The organism is Alicyclobacillus cycloheptanicus (genome assembly GCF_028751525.1).
In the GTDB taxonomy this organism is placed as follows: Bacteria; Bacillota; Bacilli; order Alicyclobacillales; family Alicyclobacillaceae; genus Alicyclobacillus_L; species Alicyclobacillus_L cycloheptanicus.
This window is the reverse complement of record NZ_CP067097.1, coordinates 199,620-219,509: the sequence shown is the minus strand read 5'-3', so window position 1 is coordinate 219,509 and position 19,890 is coordinate 199,620. Positions and strand designations below refer to the sequence as shown.

At 59.6% G+C, this 19,890-nt stretch carries 23 protein-coding genes; 22 read left to right on the top strand and 1 reads right to left on the bottom strand.

Annotation, left to right across the window (positions count from 1 at the left end; translation table 11 throughout):
* Window positions 1-23: 23 nt before the first annotated feature.
* The 20 genes from murD to JI721_RS00935 all read left to right on the top strand — a co-directional run bounded on the left by murD (window position 24) and on the right by JI721_RS00935 (window position 18,376).
* The gene (murD, locus tag JI721_RS01030) at window positions 24-1,391 is read left to right on the top strand and encodes a UDP-N-acetylmuramoyl-L-alanine--D-glutamate ligase (protein WP_274456242.1); all 1,368 of its coding nucleotides are present in this window, start codon (window positions 24-26) and stop codon (window positions 1,389-1,391) included.
* A 123-nt stretch (window positions 1,392-1,514) separates the two neighbouring features.
* Entirely contained in the window at window positions 1,515-2,624 is a 1,110-nt protein-coding gene (gene spoVE / locus JI721_RS01025; protein WP_274456241.1) for a stage V sporulation protein E, read from the top strand.
* Window positions 2,625-2,628: 4 nt separating this feature from the next.
* Window positions 2,629-3,759 carry an undecaprenyldiphospho-muramoylpentapeptide beta-N-acetylglucosaminyltransferase gene (gene murG / locus JI721_RS01020; RefSeq protein WP_274456240.1) on the top strand — a complete coding sequence of 377 codons (1,131 nt, stop codon included), beginning with the start codon at window positions 2,629-2,631 and terminating at the stop codon, window positions 3,757-3,759.
* A gap of 218 nt (window positions 3,760-3,977) precedes the next feature.
* Window positions 3,978-4,913: a UDP-N-acetylmuramate dehydrogenase gene (gene murB / locus JI721_RS01015; RefSeq protein WP_274456239.1), complete on the top strand. Its 936-nt coding sequence runs from the start codon at window positions 3,978-3,980 to the stop codon at window positions 4,911-4,913.
* On the top strand, window positions 4,913-6,172 hold the full coding sequence (murA, locus tag JI721_RS01010) for a UDP-N-acetylglucosamine 1-carboxyvinyltransferase (RefSeq protein WP_307016619.1): 1,260 nt from the start codon (window positions 4,913-4,915) through the stop codon (window positions 6,170-6,172). The genes murB and murA overlap by 1 nt, the downstream gene beginning before the upstream one ends.
* A 169-nt stretch (window positions 6,173-6,341) precedes the next feature.
* Window positions 6,342-7,118, top strand: coding sequence for a cell division protein FtsQ/DivIB (locus JI721_RS01005; protein ID WP_274456237.1), 777 nt, complete (start codon window positions 6,342-6,344; stop codon window positions 7,116-7,118).
* 56 nt (window positions 7,119-7,174) lie between these two features.
* Window positions 7,175-7,900: a DUF881 domain-containing protein gene (locus tag JI721_RS01000; RefSeq protein ID WP_274456236.1), complete on the top strand. Its 726-nt coding sequence runs from the start codon at window positions 7,175-7,177 to the stop codon at window positions 7,898-7,900.
* Window positions 7,901-7,916: 16 nt separating this feature from the next.
* Window positions 7,917-8,657: a DUF881 domain-containing protein gene (locus JI721_RS00995; protein ID WP_274456235.1), complete on the top strand. Its 741-nt coding sequence runs from the start codon at window positions 7,917-7,919 to the stop codon at window positions 8,655-8,657.
* Window positions 8,657-9,046, top strand: coding sequence for a small basic family protein (locus JI721_RS00990; protein ID WP_274457582.1), 390 nt, complete (start codon window positions 8,657-8,659; stop codon window positions 9,044-9,046). The genes JI721_RS00995 and JI721_RS00990 overlap by 1 nt, the downstream gene beginning before the upstream one ends.
* Window positions 9,047-9,196: 150 nt before the next feature.
* On the top strand, window positions 9,197-10,426 hold the full coding sequence (ftsA, locus tag JI721_RS00985; RefSeq protein ID WP_274456234.1) for a cell division protein FtsA: 1,230 nt from the start codon (window positions 9,197-9,199) through the stop codon (window positions 10,424-10,426).
* 90 nt (window positions 10,427-10,516) lie between these two features.
* On the top strand, window positions 10,517-11,620 hold the full coding sequence (gene ftsZ / locus JI721_RS00980; protein WP_274456233.1) for a cell division protein FtsZ: 1,104 nt from the start codon (window positions 10,517-10,519) through the stop codon (window positions 11,618-11,620).
* A 217-nt stretch (window positions 11,621-11,837) separates the two neighbouring features.
* Complete coding sequence (gene spoIIGA, locus JI721_RS00975; protein ID WP_274456232.1) at window positions 11,838-12,866, top strand: sigma-E processing peptidase SpoIIGA; 1,029 nt, start codon at window positions 11,838-11,840, stop codon at window positions 12,864-12,866.
* The gene (sigE, locus tag JI721_RS00970; RefSeq protein WP_274456231.1) at window positions 12,799-13,515 is read left to right on the top strand and encodes an RNA polymerase sporulation sigma factor SigE; all 717 of its coding nucleotides are present in this window, start codon (window positions 12,799-12,801) and stop codon (window positions 13,513-13,515) included. Before spoIIGA ends, sigE begins: the two co-directional genes overlap by 68 nt.
* Before the next feature lie 153 nt (window positions 13,516-13,668).
* Window positions 13,669-14,448, top strand: a complete 780-nt coding sequence (gene sigG, locus JI721_RS00965; protein WP_274456230.1) for an RNA polymerase sporulation sigma factor SigG — start codon at window positions 13,669-13,671, stop codon at window positions 14,446-14,448.
* Window positions 14,449-14,657: 209 nt separating this feature from the next.
* Complete coding sequence (locus JI721_RS00960; RefSeq protein ID WP_274456229.1) at window positions 14,658-14,951, top strand: YlmC/YmxH family sporulation protein; 294 nt, start codon at window positions 14,658-14,660, stop codon at window positions 14,949-14,951.
* 70 nt (window positions 14,952-15,021) lie between these two features.
* The gene (gene pgeF, locus JI721_RS00955; protein ID WP_274456228.1) at window positions 15,022-15,843 is read left to right on the top strand and encodes a peptidoglycan editing factor PgeF; all 822 of its coding nucleotides are present in this window, start codon (window positions 15,022-15,024) and stop codon (window positions 15,841-15,843) included.
* Window positions 15,844-15,854: 11 nt separating this feature from the next.
* The gene (locus JI721_RS00950) at window positions 15,855-16,634 is read left to right on the top strand and encodes a YggS family pyridoxal phosphate-dependent enzyme (protein ID WP_274456227.1); all 780 of its coding nucleotides are present in this window, start codon (window positions 15,855-15,857) and stop codon (window positions 16,632-16,634) included.
* The gene (locus JI721_RS00945; RefSeq protein WP_274456226.1) at window positions 16,631-16,909 is read left to right on the top strand and encodes a YggT family protein; all 279 of its coding nucleotides are present in this window, start codon (window positions 16,631-16,633) and stop codon (window positions 16,907-16,909) included. The genes JI721_RS00950 and JI721_RS00945 overlap by 4 nt, the downstream gene beginning before the upstream one ends.
* An 8-nt stretch (window positions 16,910-16,917) precedes the next feature.
* Window positions 16,918-17,682 (top strand): YlmH family RNA-binding protein, encoded by a 765-nt coding sequence (locus tag JI721_RS00940; protein ID WP_274456225.1) that lies wholly within the window; start codon window positions 16,918-16,920, stop codon window positions 17,680-17,682.
* Between the two features lie 181 nt (window positions 17,683-17,863).
* Complete coding sequence (locus tag JI721_RS00935) at window positions 17,864-18,376, top strand: DivIVA domain-containing protein (RefSeq protein WP_274456224.1); 513 nt, start codon at window positions 17,864-17,866, stop codon at window positions 18,374-18,376.
* Window positions 18,377-18,531: 155 nt separating this feature from the next.
* Here JI721_RS00935 and JI721_RS00930 read toward each other — a convergent pair whose 3' ends face one another.
* Complete coding sequence (locus tag JI721_RS00930; protein WP_274456223.1) at window positions 18,532-18,744, bottom strand: hypothetical protein; 213 nt, start codon at window positions 18,742-18,744, stop codon at window positions 18,532-18,534.
* A gap of 116 nt (window positions 18,745-18,860) precedes the next feature.
* Here JI721_RS00930 and JI721_RS00925 point away from each other — a divergent pair, with 116 nt between their 5' ends.
* Together JI721_RS00925 and JI721_RS00920 are read left to right on the top strand one after the other, a co-directional pair.
* Entirely contained in the window at window positions 18,861-19,169 is a 309-nt protein-coding gene (locus JI721_RS00925; protein ID WP_274456222.1) for a DUF5665 domain-containing protein, read from the top strand.
* Between the two features lie 59 nt (window positions 19,170-19,228).
* Entirely contained in the window at window positions 19,229-19,831 is a 603-nt protein-coding gene (locus JI721_RS00920) for a TraR/DksA C4-type zinc finger protein (RefSeq protein WP_274456221.1), read from the top strand.
* Window positions 19,832-19,890: the final 59 nt, after the last annotated feature.

Below are 19,890 nucleotides of genomic sequence, written 5' to 3'. Positions count from 1 at the left end.
ATCCGGACGTTCTCACAAGGGAGATGAGTTGGGTGGAACTCCACCGAGGACAGCGGGCCCTCATTGTGGGGCTGGCGAAGAGCGGGGAAGCGGCCGCCTATTTGCTGAAGCGGCGAGGTCTGGAAGTCATCGTCAACGACCGCCGCGAGCGGCTGAATCCAGATTACGAGGCCGAGAAGCTTGAGGCCGCGGGCATTCAAACGGTGTTTGGCGGCCATCCGGTCAGCCTGTTGGACGACCGGCCGGACTTCATTGTGAAGAATCCTGGGGTTCCTTATCGCGTCCCGCTGATTGCGGAAGCGATGCAAAGAGGCATTCCGGTTTATACGGAAATTGAGGTGGCCTCCTGGCTCACCCATGCTCCAATCTACGCGATTACCGGGTCGAACGGCAAAACCACGACCACCACGCTGGTCGGCGAGATGCTGGCCGAAGCCAAGCAGGACCCGGTCGTGGCGGGCAACATTGGCTTGGTGCTCTCGGGTGTGGTCGAGCAGGTTCGACCGGATCAGCCGATAGTCCTGGAAGTCTCCAGCTTTCAACTCATGGGCACGGAATCGTTTCACCCGAAAATTGCGGCGCTGCTCAACCTCTATCCGGCGCACCTCGACTACCATGAGACCTTCGAAGCGTACGTGGACGCCAAGTGGCGCCTGTTTCAGAATCTGGGCGAGCATGATACGGCCGTGCTGAATTATGACCAGCCGCTGATTCGCGAGCGGGCCGCCACGCTGACGACGCCCGTGGTGTGGTTTAGCCGCAGCACAGAGGTTTCGGAGGGCGTCTTTGTGCGCGGCAGTGAAGTCGTTGTCCGCAGGCAGGGGGTCGACACACCGGTCATCCGCTTGTCGGCGATCGCGATGAAAGGCGAACACAACCTGGAGAACGCCTTGGCGGCGACGGCCATCGCGGTTTGGGCGGGGGCCCCCCTGTCCGCAGCCGCGTACGTCCTGACCCGGTTTCGGGGCATCGAGCACCGGCTGGAGTTTGTCCGCACCGTGGAGGGGGCGGACTATTACAACGATTCCAAGGCGACCAATCCGGAAGCGGCCCTGCGCGCGCTGCGCTCGTTCGAGAAGAACGTCGTGTGGATTGCCGGCGGGCTCGACCGCGGCGATGATTTTCGTGTCATGCTGGAAGACCTGCGGACACGCGTGCGGGCGGCGTATCTCATTGGCCAGTCCGCGGAGCGGCTGGCGGCGGTGTGTCAGGAGGCCGGGGTTCCGCATGTCGAGCAGGTGCCGTCGCTCGAGCAGGCGGTCGTGCAGGCACACCGCACGGCCGCGCCAGGCGATGTGATTCTTTTGTCCCCTGCCTGTGCCAGTTGGGACATGTTTGCTTCGTTCGAAGTGCGTGGACGAATGTTCAAGGACATCGTGCATACACTGTAGCGTTGGCACTGGACAACCGTCCGCCGACCGATTCGGGGCCTGTTCGGGGAACCTGCCGGTTCAAAGCCCGGCAGGCCGCCGTGGAATCGACGAACCGGCTGTTGGCCAGGAGGTGCGAAGTCCGTGGTTCGAACGAAGGTGTCCTTTGACCCGGTCCTATTCATTGTCACTCTGATTTTGCTGTGCATCGGTGTGGTCATGGTGCACAGCGCCAGCTCCGTGATTTCCCTCCAGAAGTTCGATGACCCGTTCTACTATGCCAAGCGGCAGCTGCTGTGGGCATCCCTGGGCATCTGCGGCATGCTGATCATGGCCAACTACGACTATCACAAGCTGCGCAAGTGGGCGCCGAGAATCGCGATCGCCAGCTTTGTGTTTTTGGCAATCGTGCTCATTCCAGGGGTGGGTTCGAACCGCGGCGGCTCGCAGGCGTGGCTCGGCATCGGCTCGTTCGGGATTCAGCCGTCCGAGTTTGCGAAGCTCGGCCTGATTGTCTTTTTGGCGCACTACCTCGCGGACGCGGGCGACCGTATGCACTCCTTTCGGCGGGGGTTTCTGCCGCCGCTCATGTTGTCGCTGACGGCTGTGGGGCTCATCATGCTTGAACCGGACCTCGGCCAGAGCGTGGTGATTATGGGCACCACGATCGTGATGCTGTTTGCGGCGGGGGCGCAGGTCAAGCACCTGGCTGGGTTGGCGGGCCTTGGCCTGGCCGGGTTCGCAGGACTCGTTGCTGCCGCACCGTATCGGATCAACCGCATCGTCGCGTTCTTGGACCCGTGGAAAGACCCGCTGGGCAAAGGGTATCAAATCATCCAGTCGCTCTATGCGCTGGGTTCGGGCGGGGTGCTCGGACTGGGGCTGGGCAACAGCCGCCAGAAGTACTTGTACCTGCCGGAGCCGCAGACGGACTTTGTCTACTCGATTATCGGCGAGGAACTGGGGCTGCTTGGTGCTGCGACGGTGCTGCTGCTTTTCTGCGTGCTGGTGTGGCGCGGGTTTCGAACCGCCATTTTTGCGCCCGATGAGTTTGGGTCATTGCTCGCCGTAGGCATCACCGGTATGATTGGAGTGCAGGTTTTGATCAACGTTGGGGTCGTGACGGGGTCGATTCCGGCCACGGGCATCACACTGCCCCTCATCAGTTACGGCGGCTCTTCGCTGACGCTGATGCTCACGGGCATCGGAATCCTGCTCAACATATCTCGCCAGGCAAATCTGGCGTTGAGGTGACTGCATGCGGATTGTACTGACTGGCGGCGGTACTGGGGGGCACATCTACCCAGCATTGGCGTTGTGGCGATATGTATCAGAACGGCATCCTGAAGCGGAATTTCTATACATTGGCGGTACGCAAGGCCTGGAGCGCGACATTGTAACGCGCGCCGGGCTTCCGTTTGTGGCGGTGCAGGCGGCGGGGCTGAAGCGTCAGCTCAGCTTGTCAGCCCTGCGCACGGCCTTTTTGACGTTTCGCGGCTATTTGTCGGCGCGTCGGCAGATTGCGCGTTTTCGGCCAGATGTGGTCGTTGGCACCGGCGGCTACGTGACCCTGCCGGTGGTTCTGGCCGCACATGCCCGGCGTGTGCCGGTTGTGGTCTGGGAGGCGAATGCACGGCCTGGTTTGACCAACACACTGGCCGCGCGGCGGGCCTACGCCGTTGCAGTGTCGTTTGCAGATTCGGCCCGCTATTTCCCCGCCGGGACAAAGGTTGTGTTTACCGGGAACCCGCGCGGCAGCGAAGTGCTGGAAGTCGCGCCGGACGCTGTGGCGGCCGCGAAGGCGGCGTATCACATTGACCCGGCTCGAAAGCTTGTCCTGTGCTACATGGGCAGCCGCGGCTCGCAGACCGTCAACCAAGTGATGACGGCGCTGATTCCCCGCTTTATGGAGAGTGACAAATGGCAGCTTCTGTATGTCACCGGGGAAGCGCACCACGCTGCCGTCCTCAACCAAGTGCAGGCCATCACGGGCGCCAAAACGCTTCCTTCGCACGTCCAGATTGTCCCCTTCATTCACGATATGCCGAACCTCCTGCCGGCGGCGGATGTGGTCGTGACCCGGGCCGGCGGCGCGACGTTGTCCGAGATTTGTTCGCTCGGCCTGCCATCCATTCTCATTCCGTCTCCGTATGTCACGGCCAACCACCAGGAGGAAAACGCCAAGCGCATGGTACATCACGGCGCTGCCCGCATGCTCCGCGAAGCCGACCTCACCCCCGACGCGCTGTGGGACGCGCTGACGCGTATTTTGGCGGACGGACAGGCAGCCGCGATGCGCGACGCAGCCCGCCGCATCGCAACCCCCAACGCGGTTGCAGACTTGTACCAACTGGTGCTTGAGGCAAAAGACCAGGGCGCGAAGCAGTGAGTGCAGGGGCCTGCCCCGCGCGCAGATACGTCCCCCGGCACCCCGTTCCATCGGGGTGGACACTGGGTATACTCTTTTTATACGAAACCGCGGGACGGCTCGGTTCGGCCCGCGGTCCATCGAATCACACTTGGCACACTGTCGCCATTCATGCCATATGATGCTCTACGGATCCTGGGCGCAGGCAAAAGCCTGGATGGCGCTGTTGGAGGAACGATATGAACGCAGAGTCTGTTGCAGAGTCCGTCTTGGCCGCCTTCCATGCAGGCGGGGTTGCGAACGTGAAATTGAATGAAGCCCTGGCCTTGCATACCACCTGGCGCATCGGCGGGCCGGCGGATGTGTTCGTGACACCCGCCAGTGTAGATGAATTGCGCGGCGCCCTCGTCGTCGCCAGAAAGCTTGGCTTGCCGTGGACCGTGATTGGCAGAGGGTCCAATCTGCTGGTGCGAGACGGCGGAATTCGCGGACTCGTGATTAAGCTCGGTGCCCAGTTTGGGGACATTCGAGTGGAGGAGGACCGGCTGATCGCGCTCGCAGGCCGCTCTTCTGTGTCCGCCGCGAACATCGCGGTTCGCCATCACCTCGAAGGATTGGAGTTTGCGACGGGCATTCCCGGGACGGTCGGCGGCATCGTCATGATGAACGCCGGTGCGCACGGCGGACAGGTGAGCGACGTGCTGGCGTACGCAGACGTGATGGATGAACGCGGGGAAGTGACCCGGCTGGACAATGCGGCGCTGCGCTTCGGGTATCGGTACAGCGTCCTCAAGGACGACCCGAAAATCGTGATCGCGGCGGCCTTCCAGCTTCGTCCCGGCGATGGCGAAGCACTTGCGGCGAAGGTGAAGCAGTGGTCCATCCGCCGAGCCGCCACGCAGCCGCTGTCGCTGCCAAGCTGCGGCTCCGTGTTTCGCAATCCGGAAGGAACGCACGCGGGTCATCTCATCGAGTCTGCCGGACTGAAGGGGACGCGCCGCGGCGGGGCGCAAATCAGCGACAAACACGCCAATTTCATCGTGAACCTCGGCGGCGCCACAGCCGAAGATGTTTTATGGTTGATTCACCACGCTCAGGAGACCGTCCAGCAACGGTATGGAATTGAACTGGAAACTGAGGTGCGTGTGGTTGGAGAGCCCACCTCAGGGAGGTGATGAGTGTGGACGCGCTCGCCATTACTGGAGGACATCCGCTGCAGGGAGAGGCGCGCATTTACGGTGCGAAAAACGCAGCATTGCCGATTCTGGCGGCGTCCGTGATGGTCGAGGGCACTTGTGTGATTGACGACGTGCCCGAACTGGAAGACGTACGAGTGATGATTGAAATTCTTCGGAACCTTGGGGCGCGGGTAGAACGGGAAGGTACTCGAGTCGTCGTGGACTCGAGGTATATCCAGCATACCAATGTTCCCGCCGATTTGATGCGCCGTATGCGCAGTTCCATTTTTCTCATGGGGCCCCTGCTGGCCCGGTTTGGCGAGGTTCGTGTCTCCAAACCTGGCGGCTGTGTCATTGGGCAGCGGCCGATTGACTACCATGTACGGGGCATGCGCATGCTAGGGGCCGCCATTGAAGAAAAACACGGGTACATCCGATGCACCGCGAACCGCCTGCACGGGACGGTCGTAACACTCGATTTCCCCAGTGTGGGGGCGACGGAGAACCTGATTATGGCGGCCGCTTTGGCCGATGGTGTCACCATCATCGAGAACGCGGCCCGTGAGCCGGAAATTGTGGACTTGGCGAATTTCCTGCGCGCCTGCGGGGCCGTCATTGAAGGCGATGGAGAGGCCAGCATCCGCGTGGTCGGCGTTCATCACCTGACTGGTACCGAACACCGCATCATTGGCGATCGAATTGTGGCCGGGACGATTCTCATCGCGGCCGCTGCAACGCACGGACATGTGACAGTGCACGGCGTGCAGTCCAGTCATCTCGGTTCTCTGCTGGGAAAAATGCGAGAAAGTGGTATACGGGTCGACGCAGCGCGTGATATAATTACCGTCGAATGTTCGGGTCCGTACCGTGCAGTGGATTTGCGGACGGAGCCGTTCCCTGGCTTCCCAACCGATTTACAGGCGCCGATGATGGCGATGCTGACCACTGCACAAGGCACGAGCGTCATTCGCGAGAATGTGTTTGAAGCGCGGTTTAAACATGTCAACGAACTGGCCCGGATGGGCGCAGACATTTCTGTTGATATGCGTACGGCCGTTGTGCGGGGGGTTAGCGGGTTGTCCGGTGCGCGTGTGGAATGCACGGACCTGCGTGGCGGTGCTGCGCTCATTATCGCAGGGCTGATGGCGGACGGCGTCACGTATGTCGAAAATTTATATCACGTAGATCGCGGCTATCAGTCCATCGATTCCTATCTGCGTGAACTCGGTGCACAGATCGAGCGTGTTCAATTGTAATATCCGATTCGGCGGTGAATGCAGGACGGGCGCCCTGGTCGGGAGCCTGTTGGCTCGCCGCCGGCTTCATCGGATGCGAGTTGCACAACTCGGGTGCGGTACGAATGTCTTCCACTCGCCGCCAGTTGGATACCTGCTTTGGACTCCGGTGTGTAGGAGGGACAAGCTTGTGGCGAACCGTCGCCCGTCAATGGAACACAAAGGGAACCAGCAGCGCCGCAGGAATCGTACGCGGGCCGTTGTGACTGGTTTCTTTTTGTTTATCGGAGTTGTGGCGGTGCTCGAGTCTCCGTTGACGCGCGTACGAAGTTTGACCGTGTCAGGGAATACCTCGATTTCCGAACAAGACATTATCAAAAGCGCACAGTTGAGTCCTGGGATGAGTCTGTGGCAGGTGAACGGCGCTGCCGTCCAGCATCGTGTGACGCGGGCGGAGCCGCTGATTCAGTCGGTTTCCGTGCACACCGATTACATGACCGGCGTCGTGACCTTGCAGGTACACGAAAAACATGTCGTGGCGCTGTACGAGGACGGCGGGCAGTTCTATGAACTGTTGCAGGATGGCACGGTACTTGGCAAAACGTCTTCTGCCGCGGGGTTTCCCTGGCCGATTGTGACGGCCGCAGCATCGGGCAGCGTGGTGGCGGGCCAGAAAGCACCCAATTCGGACATCCCGATGTTGTGCGAGCAGCTCTCGCGGATGCCGGCCTCCTTTCTCACCACCGTGTCCGAAATCCAACTGGATGCGTTCGGCAACGCCACGCTGTATTTCGACAACGGGTTTGCGGCGCGTTCCCAGGTTCAGTCGCTGGTGAAGAACATCCCGACCATCGACACGGCGGTGCAGTATTTTTCGTCGAAAGGGTACCAGCCTGGACTGGTGGATGTTTCCGGCGGGCCGCCCTACGAGTACACGCCGTTTCACGACGAAGGGAGCTCGGGGTGACGATTTCAGGTGACGGGCAGCCTGTCTGTGTCTGATTTCATGAGGGGGCGATTCGTGTGCAAGCGCGCGCTAAATTGACGGCCTCCATCACGATTGTAGCCATGGCCCTGGGGTTTATTGTGGCTCTGCAGTACCATCAGATGGAGGGCAACGGTGAACTGATGAGAGGCGTATCGGGCGCTGATACGGAGCAGACGAAACTGCAGACGCAGCTAACGGCCATCACGAAGGCGAATCAACAGGCCGAGCAGCAGCTCGCCAAAATCACGGCGGAAGTCTCCAACTATGAGGCGCGATCGGCCGGGTCCGACGAAGGTCTGCAAGACCTGCAGAAGCGCCTCGAGGCGGAGCGGATTCTCGCGGGCGTGACGCCTGTGACGGGGCCTGGGGTGGAGGTCGTCCTGATGGATGGCACGACGCTGTCTGGCAATACAGAACAAGTGCTGACTCACGACTGGGATGTTCGTCAGGTGATCAACGAACTGTTTACCGCAGGGGCTGAGGCCGTCTCCATTAACGGCTACCGCGTGGTGGCCACCTCGGCGGTGACCTGTGTTGGACCGGTTGTGAAAGTGAACGACCATCGGCTTGGGGCGCCCTTTACCATCGATGCGATTGGCGACCCGAAAGCCCTGTCCTCGGCCTTGACGATTCAGGGCGGCATTCTCGATGCGCTTCGCGCCAGAGGCGTCAATGCGTCCCAACCCGTGGAGAAGCAAAACATTCAAATGCCCGCTTTTACAGGGGTGTTGACAACCTCATCCGGCACGCTGGGGGACTAAACCTGGAGGGGCGGCTATGAAAAAATCGGGGTTTGTGTGGTCCATGACGGGGATTCTGGCGTTGTTCGGGTTTATGTTGACCGTCCAGCTGACCTCTCGGCAGCAACCCAGTTCAACCACCCTGTCGAGTTATCTGGACTACCGGACACAGGTGGACGAACAGGTGGAGGAACACACGATTTTGATGCAGGATATTGCAAAGGAAAAGGCGCAGCTGGCGCAGTTCGAAGCTTCGGGCGGCAATCAGCAGGAAATGCAGGCTGTCTTGAAGAAAGACGCGCAGACGGTGGCTGCACAGGCGGGATTGACCCCCGTGACGGGTCCTGGCATCACGATTACGATTCAGGATGACCCTTCGCTTCCTTTTTACCCGGAAACAGCGGGTGCGTTCGCGCAAAACGCGGACGTGGAAATCTCGCAAATTGTCAACGACCTGTTCGGAAACGGTGCGACGGCCATCAGCATTAACGGGAATCGCCTGGTCACGACGTCTTCCATCCGGCTGGTCTCGGGGCTTGGCCCCGGCACGGAACTTCAGGTCAATACGGAGCCGGTGGTCGAACCGTACGTCATCACGGCGGTTGGCAACGTGTCAGAGATGCAGTCTATCCTGACGGTCGACGATGTCAAGCCATCCCTGAATTTGATGCAGGAGGACTGCATTGTGAAGGCATACAACAAACCGCACACGGTGACAGTCCCGGCCTACCAGGGTCCGCTGCCTGGGACGTGGGCGAAGGAGGTCGACAACGGATGATTTGGCTGCCAGTACTCGGGCTGTTCGTGGGCGCTGCCATCGGGTTTGTTGCAGATGTCAATATTCCCGCCGCCTATTCGAGTTACTTGTCGATCGCGATCATTGCCGCGCTCGACACCATTTTTGGCGGCATTCGCGCCAGTCTCGAGAAGTCGTTTGACGGAACGGTGTTCTTGACCGGGTTTTTCTTCAACATCCTGGTCGCGGCGCTGCTTGCGTTCATCGGCGACCAATTGGGTGTCGATTTGTACCTTGCTGCGGTGGTTGCCTTCGGCGTTCGGCTGTTCAACAACATCGCGGTCATCCGCCGCATCGTGTTTCAGCGCGTCGGTCACAGGCGCCCGCGAACCACTTCTGGGTCAAATGCGGGGTCCACGCGGACGGAATAGGGTGCGCGTCCATGTCCAGGCGAGCAGCTGGAAAAAATTCGCGCCCCCGCTTCCCGAAAAAGTTTGAAACTAAAAGAGGATTGTCGCAAACCATGTGGAAATACACTGTGGAATGTTACGTTGTGGGCGCATTGGGGAGGTGCCACTCGGTTGGCTAAAGGAGAGTACATCGTCAGTCTCGACATCGGCACTTCTAAGGTCCGAGCCATCATCGGGGAGCAAACGGGAAACAGCATCAATGTCATTGGTGTCGGGTCCGTGGACAGCGAAGGGATACGCCACGGAGCGATTGTCGATATAGATTTGACGGTCGAATCAATTCGTCAAGCGGTCGACCAAGCCGAACGGATGGTCGGTATTCATATTGGTTCCGCGTATGTCGGGATTTCCGGCAACCACATTCAACTCCAGGGCAGTCACGGTGTTGTTGCAGTTTCGTCCCCTGACCGGGAAATTGGCGAAGAGGATATTGAGCGCGTCTTGCAGCAGGCGCGTGTGGTTGCAATTCCTCCGGAGCGGGAAATTATTGATGTCGTGGCCAAGGAGTTTATTGTCGACGGATTACACGGCATTATGGACCCACGGGGAATGCTGGGCGTACGGCTGGAAGTAGAAGCCTATTTGATTACCGGGTCGCGCACGGCGATTCACAACGTGGTTCGCTGTGTCGAAAAGGCAGACATTGAAGTTGCCAACCTGGTGCTGGCACCGATGGCTGCCAGCACGGTGGCGCTGACTCCGGACGATCGCAAACTCGGCGTTGCGCTGGTCGACATTGGCGCGGGCGCGACGTCGGTTTCCGTGTTTGAAAACAACGTACTGGTTGGGACAAGCATTATTCCAATGGGCGGCGACTACGTTACGCACGACATTGCCATTGGCCTTCGAACGCAGACAGCAGCCGCTGAACAGGTCAAGCTCCGGCACGGCTGCGCGTTTGTGGATGCGGCGTCCGAGAACGAGCGGTTTCAGGTGCCGCGCATCGGCAGCAACCATGAAGTGGAGTTTAGCCAGGTCGACCTGTCGATGATCATCGAACCTCGCATGCAGGAAATTTTGGGTCTCGTGCGAAAGGAAATTGAGAGAATGGGGTATCTCCACGACCTCGCCAGCGGGTATGTACTCCATGGCGGCGTGGTGTCCATGCAGGGCGTGGGCGAGTTGGCGGAGATGGAACTGCAGGCACCGGTCCGAATCGCGATTCCGGACTTTATCGGTGTCCGCGACCCGTCCTTTGTGAACGGCGTGGGTACACTCGCCTACGCGGTGCGCGCCAATGCCCGCAACACGCATGCTGAACCGACATCCTATGCACGACCGGTCCGGACGGGCGGCGGTTTTCTGGCTCGTCTGCGGGACTGGTTTCGCGATTTCGTCTAAGACGTTGTAGAGAGAGCGTTGTCTGTCCGAAGTGTTTGCCGCGGATAGCCGTTGCCTGAGTGTGAGGAAAAGGCCCAAGGAGGAGCAACGATGTTAGATTTCGACACGGATTTTGAATCGTTTGCGCGGATTAAGGTGGTTGGCGTCGGCGGCGGCGGTTGTAACGCCGTCAACCGGATGATTGAATCTGGCATCGAAGGCGTGGAGTTCATCGTGGTCAACACGGACGCGCAAGCACTCCAGTTGTCCAAAGCAGAAACCCGCCTGCAAATCGGCGAGAAGCTGACGCGCGGGCTTGGTGCCGGCGCGAATCCGGAGATTGGCAAGAAAGCTGCGGAGGAAAGCCGTGAAGCGTTGACCAACGCGCTGCGCGGTGCCGATATGGTGTTTGTCACGGCAGGCATGGGTGGCGGCACCGGTACCGGCGCCGCGCCGATTGTCGCTGAAATTGCAAAGGAACTGGGTGCCCTGACGGTGGGCGTTGTGACGAAGCCGTTCCGGTTTGAACAGAAGCGCCGCATGCTGCAGGCCGAGCAGGGTGTCGCCAACCTGAAGGAAAAGGTCGACACACTCATCGTGATTCCGAACGACCGCCTGTTGGAGATTGTGGACCGCAACACACCGGTTCTGGAGGCGTTCCGCGAGGCGGATAACGTGCTCCGACAGGGCGTGGCGGGGATTTCCGACCTGATTGCAGTACCGGGGCTCATCAACGTGGACTTTGCCGACGTCAAAGCCATCATGACCGAGCGAGGCTCGGCGCTGATGGGAATTGGCGTGGCGGCGGGTGAAAACCGCGCGAGTGAAGCGGCGAAAAACGCGATCTCCAGTCCGCTCCTGGAAACGTCCATCGACGGTGCCCGCGGCGTCCTGATGCAGGTGGCGGGCGGCAACAGCCTGAGCCTGTGGGAAGTCAACGAGGCCGCCGACATTGTTTCGTCGGCAGCCGATCCGGACGTGAACATGATTTTCGGCGCGGTCATCAGTCCCGAACTGGAGGACGAGATCATCGTCACGGTGATTGCGACAGGCTTCGAAGGCAACGCACAGACCCAGCAGCCCCAGTCATCGATGCGCCAGCGTCCTTCCATCATCGACGAGGTCTCTGCGGGTTCGAATCAGGCGGCAGCCACCAACTCCTGGGATGTCCCCGCGTTTATGCGGCGGCAGAACAACCGGTTCCGCGACCGGTAATCAACCGCATCGACGACGCTTCAGAATCTATCGCTGCCCTCGGCCGTGTGCCGCGAGGGCAGCTTTGTTGTGTGCTGAAGCGGCAGCCGGCCCGCAGGACGCACTGACAAAACCCTGCGTGACTCTACAAAAACTCTCCTAAATCCCAGTCAAGTTCCGACAGGCTTTGTAATAGAGATGTAATATACTGTGGCAAACACCACTCCGAGGTGATGCCATGCCAGTACCAGTTGTGTACGTGGACGTGGTATGGCTGGTGAACTTCATCATGGATGGGGTGATTCTCTGGACGACGTGCTGGGTCATGAAACGCCCCGCCCGCCCGCGGCGGCTTGTCATGGCAGCGCTGCTCGGCTCAGGTTATTCCCTGCTGCTGTTCGTTCCACCACTCTCCTTTCTCACCACTTGGGTCGGGAAAGCGCTGGTCTCTGTCGCGTTGGTGGGAATCGGCATCCCGTGTCGGAGTTGGCTTGAGCTCGCTCGAACCACGGTGCTCTTTTATTTCGTCACGTTCGTTTTCGCTGGAGCCGCCCTGGCGCTTAATTTCGCCGTGCCCGGTGTATCGGTCGCCAGTGGTGTTGAAGTTGCGGGGCGACGGCTGGCATTTGTCACGAGTTTGCGAAGCTTGGGGCTGTTGTTGGCGATTGTTTTGTCGATCGCGCTGCTGCAGTATTCCCTGCAGCGCGTGCGTCGATTGCGTGTGCGAGCGGCTGCACTCTACCGGGTGCATGTCACGGTGGACGGCCGGTCGGCGTCGTTTGTTGGATTGGCCGACACTGGGAATCAACTGCGCGACCCGCTGACCCGTAAACCGGTCTGTCTAGTGCAGGCGCAGGTCATGGCGGAACTTGTTCCCGAAGCATTAGCGGTACCGCTGCGCGAGGGCAAAACGGGGATTGAAGCGCTGTCTTCGATACAGGACGAATCCTGGGTGCGCAGGCTGTCGATTGTTCCGTATCGGGGAGCCGGCGGAGTGCAGCAGATGACGTTTGCAGTTCGGCCCGACACGGTTGAAATCGAAGAAAATGGTGTACGCAGGCCGGCAGCGGCGCCTGTTCTGCTTGCGGTGAACCCCGGGAAACTGTCTTTGGACAATCAATTTCAGGCAATCTTGCACATTGAAGCCATTGCGAGGGATGACAGGGTTGAAGAGTCTACGTACACGTCTAACGCAGGACATGAAACTCAGGATTCGATTGCAACTTCTGTGGGTTCGAATTCGACTGAAGCTGGCGGGCGGTTCTGAAGAGGTCTACTACGTTGGCGGCGGCGAGGCCTTGCCGCCGCCGTTGACCCGGGAAGAGGAGGAATTCCTGCTCAGCAGGCTGCCGGGCGGCGACGAAGCGGTCCGGTCGATGTTGATTGAACGAAACCTGCGGCTTGTCGTGTATATCGCAAGAAAGTTTGAAAACACCGGGTTGAACATTGAGGATTTGGTGTCCATCGGGACCATCGGACTGATTAAGGCCGTGAACACATTTGATCCGAGCAAAAAAATCAAGCTGGCGACGTATGCGTCCCGTTGTATCGAAAACGAAATTCTGATGTTCCTGCGCCGTAACAACAAGCTGCGGTCGGAGGTCTCGTTTGACGAGCCGTTGAACGTGGACTGGGACGGCAACGAGTTGCTGTTGTCAGATGTGCTCGGCACGGATGCGGATACCATTTACCGCAACCTGGAAGAAGAGGTGGACCGCACGCTGCTGTACGATGCGCTGGAAAAACTGTCCGACCGCGAACGCCGGATTATGGAACTGCGATTCGGGCTTGGCAACGGGGAGGAGATGACCCAGAAGGACGTGGCGGACTTGCTGGGCATTTCCCAGTCGTACATTTCCCGGCTGGAGAAGCGCATCATCAAGCGCTTGCGCAAGGAGTTCAACCGCATGATTTAGGGGAGGTTTCACACCCGTTTCAGGGGAGGCAAAGCCGTCTCAAACATGCATGAAGTTCCCCCGCCACGGACATACTGCAGATGGATTCATAAGCTGCAGTGAACCGTCGGTCGATCGCGACTTGTCCGGCGACACCATGGGGGGAACTGGGTGATGAAGCGAAACAAAGTCGAGATTTGCGGTGTCAACACGTCGCAACTCCCCGTCTTGACCAATGTCGAGATGCGGGAGTTGTTTTTGAAGTTGAAGAACGGCGACCTTGCCTCTCGCGAGAAGCTCGTCAATGGCAACCTACGTCTGGTATTATCCGTGATTCAGCGGTTCAACAACCGGGGCGAGCATGTCGACGACTTGTTCCAGGTCGGGTGCATCGGGTTGATGAAGGCGATTGACAACTTCGACCTCGGGCAGAATGTTCGCTTCTCTACATATGCAGTGCCGATGATTGTGGGGGAGATTCGGCGTTACCTGCGCGACAACAACCCCATTCGGGTCAGTCGGTCGCTGCGCGACATCGCCTACAAGGCACTTCAGGTTCGCGACCAGTTGACGAATCAGAACCTGCGGGAGCCGACCATCCAGGAGATTTCGCAGAACATGGACGTGCCGAAGGAGGATGTGGTGTTTGCCCTGGATGCCATCCAGGACCCGGTCTCGTTGTTTGAGCCCATCTACCACGACGGGGGCGACCCGATTTACGTCATGGACCAAATTCACGACGACAAAAACCTGGATACGTCCTGGGTGGAGGAAATCGCGATCAGGGAAGCAATGCGTAAACTCAGTGACCGCGAGAAGAAGATTCTGTCCATGCGGTTTTATGAAGGGAAAACACAAATGGAGGTCGCAGACGAGATTGGCATCTCCCAGGCGCAGGTGTCGCGCCTGGAGAAGGCGGCGATTCACCGGATGCAAAAGCATATCCAGTCCTGAGGTGTACGAGCCCTGCATCGGTTCAAAGCGCGCATCCGGGTTGCCCGGCGTCGCCGGGCCGCCGTGTGACGCGTCGCCAGCATCGCCGTGAGACGTGTTGCTCATTCATCTTGGAAGCCATGCATATAGATAAAAGCGTACACGAATCGGCGCTGTCCGGAGTCGGATAGCCACGGAGTCGGATAGCCAACAAAGGCGGTGTCATTCGGATGCGCATTTCGGATTTGCAATCGAAAGATGTTGTCAATATCGGCGATGGGAAACGGCTCGGCAGCATCGGCGACTTGGAGATTGATACGGACAGTGGGTTAATCCGTGCCTTGGTCGTACCTGGCCAAGGCCGGTTTTTTGGCATGGTTGGCGGGGGGCACGACTACGTGATCCCCTGGCATCAAATCGTGAAAATCGGATCAGACGTCATCCTTGTCGATCTCCGACCTGTCCAGGACACAGGGTATTACATTCCACCGCAGTCCGGAAAAAAGGGGACTGGGGGGTATTGAATTGTGGGTCGGGACTCGCCCTTTCCTCCTCCGGTAAGGTATGATACTAGCGAGGAAAGGAAGTGTCGGCATGCTGACAAAGTGGACAGGTTCAGCCGGCGGCCCCATTTGGATTCGTCCTGCCTGGCCTGAAAATGAAGTTCGTGCAGCGTTTTCGTTCCGCAAGGGCGGCGTCAGCGAAGCGCCGTTTGCGTCGTTGAACGTCGGGTTTCACGTTGGCGACAAGCCGGAGTGCGTCATCGAGAACCGTCGTCGCTGCGCGGCGGCGGTCGGCGGACAACTGGAGGACATGGTCGTGCCTGAACAGGTGCACGGAACGGGGGTGGCTGTGGTCACCCGCGACGATCGCGGCCGCGGGAGTGTGCCGGATACGCCGCCCATTCCCGATGTGGACGGGGTCATCACCAATGTGCCGGGACTTACGTTGATGGTGATGGCAGCGGACTGTGTTCCCCTGTTGTTCTACGATCGGGCGCATCGGGCAATTGGCGCTGCGCACTCCGGCTGGCGCGGCACGGTCGGCCACATTGCCAGGGAAATGTTGACGCGCATGCAGATGACCTATGAAACCCAGCCGCAGGATGTGGAGGTTTGGCTGGGTCCATCCATTCGTCAGTGTTGCTATGAAGTGGACGACCGCGTGGCGGATCCGGTGCGTGCCGGTTTTGGCACTGCGCCGCTGCTGACGCGCTTTGGCAAACCCGGGAAGTACCTGCTGAGTCTGCAAACGTGCATCCAGGCGGACTTGCGGCAGGCGGGTGTTCCTGAATCACAAATACACGACACGGGCGTGTGCACCGCGTGCCACCCGGAAGCGCTCTTCTCCCACCGCGCGGAGCATGGGAAGACAGGGCGCTTGCTGGGGGTCATCCGGCTGCCGTCGCCATCGTGAGGTGAACGCCTGTGGATATCCATCAGCACCGTGAATCGACGCCGCCGTCCGAACGGCCGCCAGCGGCGTCCAGCGTCGCAGCGGCCATCACGGAGCAAGTGCGCCAGGTGCGCGCGGCGGTAGATGACGCCTGCCGCCGCAGCGGACGTTCGGTGTCGGACGTCCGCATTATCGCGGTGACAAAGTCCGCGGACGAATCCGTGCTCGCGCCTTTGGCTGACAACGGCATTACGGACTTTGCTGAAAACCGCTGGCCGGACGCACGTGCGAAACTGGAATACACCAGCCAGGCCTTCGCGGCCCCGCCGACGTGGCACTTTATCGGCCGGTTGCAGCTGAACAAGGTCAAGTACGTGGTGCCCCGGTTTGACTGGATTCACTCCATTGACTCGCTGGAGCTTGCGCGGGCCGTGAGCAAGCGGGCGGTCGATCTCGGCCGCACCCTGCACTGCCTGATCCAGGTGAATGTGTCGGGTGAATCGACCAAGGCTGGAGTGGCACCGCATGCACTGCAAAGCGTGCTGAAGGACGTCGCTGTGCTCCCCGGCATGGTGGTGTCGGGACTGATGACGATGGCGCCGCAGGTGGACGACCCCGAACAGACCCGCCCGGTGTTCCGGGCGCTGCGGACCTTGCTGGTGGAGGCGCGCAACACACTCTCCTTAGCCTCCTTGCGCGAGTTGTCCATGGGCATGTCCAACGACTTTCCGGTCGCCGTGGAAGAGGGGGCAACGATGATTCGAGTGGGGCGCAGGCTTGTAAACATCCCGCGAAGTGAGGACGCCGAATGACGACGCTGCTGACCATCATTCAAATCATTCTCACGATTTACGGTTATCTACTGATTGCAACCGCGCTCCTCACGTGGATTCCGGATGTCGGGGAGACGCACCTGGGGCATTTTCTGACGCGGCTCACGGAGCCGTACCTTGCCTTGTTCCGAAGGTTTATTCCTGGCCTTCGGATTGGCAGTGTGATGCTTGACTTATCCTTTATTGTCGCTGTCGTTGTATACTTTTTTCTGCAGGACGGGGTGGTCTCCATTCTGTCCATGGTGCTGCAATGAGCGACCGGATGAACGACAGCTGGATTCGCGAGGCGGAGCGTCCGTTCGTCCGCCGTGCCGAGGATTGGGCGGCGCGCGTCGACGCCCGCGGCAGCTGGGTGTTGACCGACTTCCTGTCGCCGCGGGAGCAGATGCTGGCGTTGTCGGTCGGACGGCGGGAAGGGCTGTTTGCGGCGGGCTGGGGCGGTTATGAGGGCGCGGAGCGCCAGCGCATGCTGCTGATGCCTGGGGACTGGCAGCCGCAGCATGCGGACTTTCAGGTTGCTGCGTTGGTCCTGGAGGCACAGGAGCCGCTTGCGCACGGCGCTGTGTTGGGGTCTCTGCTCGGGACGGGCGTGGACCGGCGAAAAGTTGGCGACATCGCTGTGCTTGGCGCGAAGGCGTATGTTGCGGTCTGCCGCGATTTGGTACCGCACCTGCAGGCGGAACTCCGGCAGGTGGGACGGAGTTCCGTTTCTCTGACGCCGGTCAACGAAGCCCTGGCGTGGCCGCCGACGGTCTATGAACCGGTGGTGATTTCCGTTGCGTCCCTTCGGCTGGACACGGTGGTGGCGCAGGCCTGCCATTGGTCTCGCGGGCGGGCCCAGGCGGCGGTGGAGGCCGGCCAGGTCTCGTTGAATCACACGCCATGCGAGCACCCCGACGAAGTGGTGCAACCGGGAGACACCCTGTCTGTCCGCGGCTTTGGACGCATCCGCATTCTGCAGCGGCTGGGGACGTCCAAGAAGGAACGCGAGCGGCTCGAGGTCGGTGTCTTGCGGTCACGAACCTAGGAGCGTCGGCGCAGCACCGAGGGGTTTTTCCGATTTATGCACAATTCGCGGGGGCTCTGGGCAGGATAATCCGTACCTTTGGCAGGAGTTGCCGGATTTACGTCGAAACCATGAATAGCATTCATTGTCGAGATCGTAGGGTTTTTGCCGCTTGGTGTCGATACTCAGGAGGTGTTTTCGGATGCCGTTAACTCCGTTGGACATCCATAACAAGGAATTTAGCCGGTCGTTCCGAGGATATGACGAAGATGAAGTCGATGATTTCCTGGAGCGCGTGATTCAGGATTATGAAGCGTTGATTCGCCAGAACAAAGAGTTGGAGGAGCGGCTTGCGGACATGACCGAACGCCTGAAGCACTTCTCCAACATTGAGGAAAGCCTGAGCAAGTCCATCATTGTTGCCCAGGAAACGGCTGAAGAAGTGAAGGCGAACGCGCGCAAGGAAGCGCAGCTGATTCTCAAGGAAGCCGAGAAAAACGCGGACCGCATCGTCAGCGAGGCGTTGAACAAGTCGCGCAAAATCGCGATGGAAGTAGAAGACGTGCAGAAGCACGCCGCCATCTTCCGCGCACGGTTCCGTTCTTTGATTCAGGCGCAGTTGGAAATGCTGGAGTCGGGGGATTGGGACCGATTCGACCAGGAAGTGTCCACCACCGTGAAGGAACCAGCCGTATTCAGCAACGGGTCTGCCTGAGTTCCGATTGTACAATGTTTTACACCTGTTACACCGCAATCAACATCGGCGTAAGAAAGGCTCGGCCACGGGTTGCGTCGTGGGCCGAGCCTTTTTACGTCTGGTGTCAAGGGTGCCAAGCTGCGCGACACGAGCGAGTACAGGGATGTTTCCTCCTACAGCACGCGCGCAATGATGTACAGGCCAATCCCAACCAAGAGGGCAAGAAAGAAGAACGGTGTCACTTGAATCGTGAACTGAAACCAGAACTTTGCCAAAAAGCTGGCAACGACTTCGATTGCCCCAACCCAAATGAGAATCAGCGCAAGCGCGTGCAGGCGATATCGATGCAACATCGCTCTCTCCATTTCCAAGTTTCGTAACTCCATCATACACCCATCCCATGCACAGTCACGTGACATTCTTTTGAACAAATTTGCCACGCAGCCCCTTGTATGTTCTGTGCGCAACGATCGGACAATAGCGCAGAGAGGAGGGTCGCATCATGGCAGGAGCGAGGGAACGTGCGCACGACTTTTTGATGGCTGACTTTGAGCGTATCGCCGCTTATTTGGACCGAGCCAACTTCGCTGCGTACGCCGACTTGCTGAGGCGGCCTGTCCGTTTGGCAATCTTGAATTTCTTTGCTGGACTGTTTCGCGGAGTTGGCATCGGGGTTGGCTTTACGCTGGTGGCCACCGGCCTGGTTCTCCTGCTGCAGCAGCTGGAAATCCTGAATCTTCCTGTCATCGGCAAATACATTGCTGAGGTGGTCCGGATTGTGCAAATCCAGTTGAACAATCGGGCCGTATAAGCCGTCGTGCCATATCGGGGCGCAATGCGACGAAAGACAAAGCGGGAGGCGGGGAAGCCATGACGTCAGAAGCACAGCGCGCTCGACTCTTGGCGATGCGCAAGGAGGTGGAGGAAAGCCTGCAGGGGACCGGTCAGTTTGGGTTGGACGACCCCATGTCGGACGAACTCTCCGAGTTGTCGATGTACGACAACCATCCGGCGGACATCGCCAGCGAGCTGTTTGAGCGGGAGAAAGACGTGGCTTTGCGGGACAATGCGAAGCTTCGCCTGCAGGCCATCGATCGCGCCATCGAGGCGCTCGACAACGGAACGTACGGGACCTGTGCGGGGTGCGGTCAAGCGATTCCCCAGGCGCGGATGGAGGCCAATCCGCTGGCGACGAGGTGCGTGAACTGCCAGCGCGCCGTGGAGGCGGAGCATCCGGATCGTGATCGGCCCATTGAAGAGGCGTTCCTCTGGCCCGGATACGGGCGAACGGATACGGATGACGAGGACAGCGTCCTATTCGACGGGGAAGACGCCTGGCAGGCCGTGGAGCGGTTCAACGAACGGCCGGAGTACGGCCATGCGTATGAGCAGATTTTTCTGGATGACAACGAGGGCCTGGTGGATGAAATCGACATCGTGTCCAACGAGGACTATAAGCGGCAGCTTCCTTGACGGATACCGAACAGCGGCCTGTGTCACCCCTTCGCGGGGGCGCGTGCCGCCCCCATGGC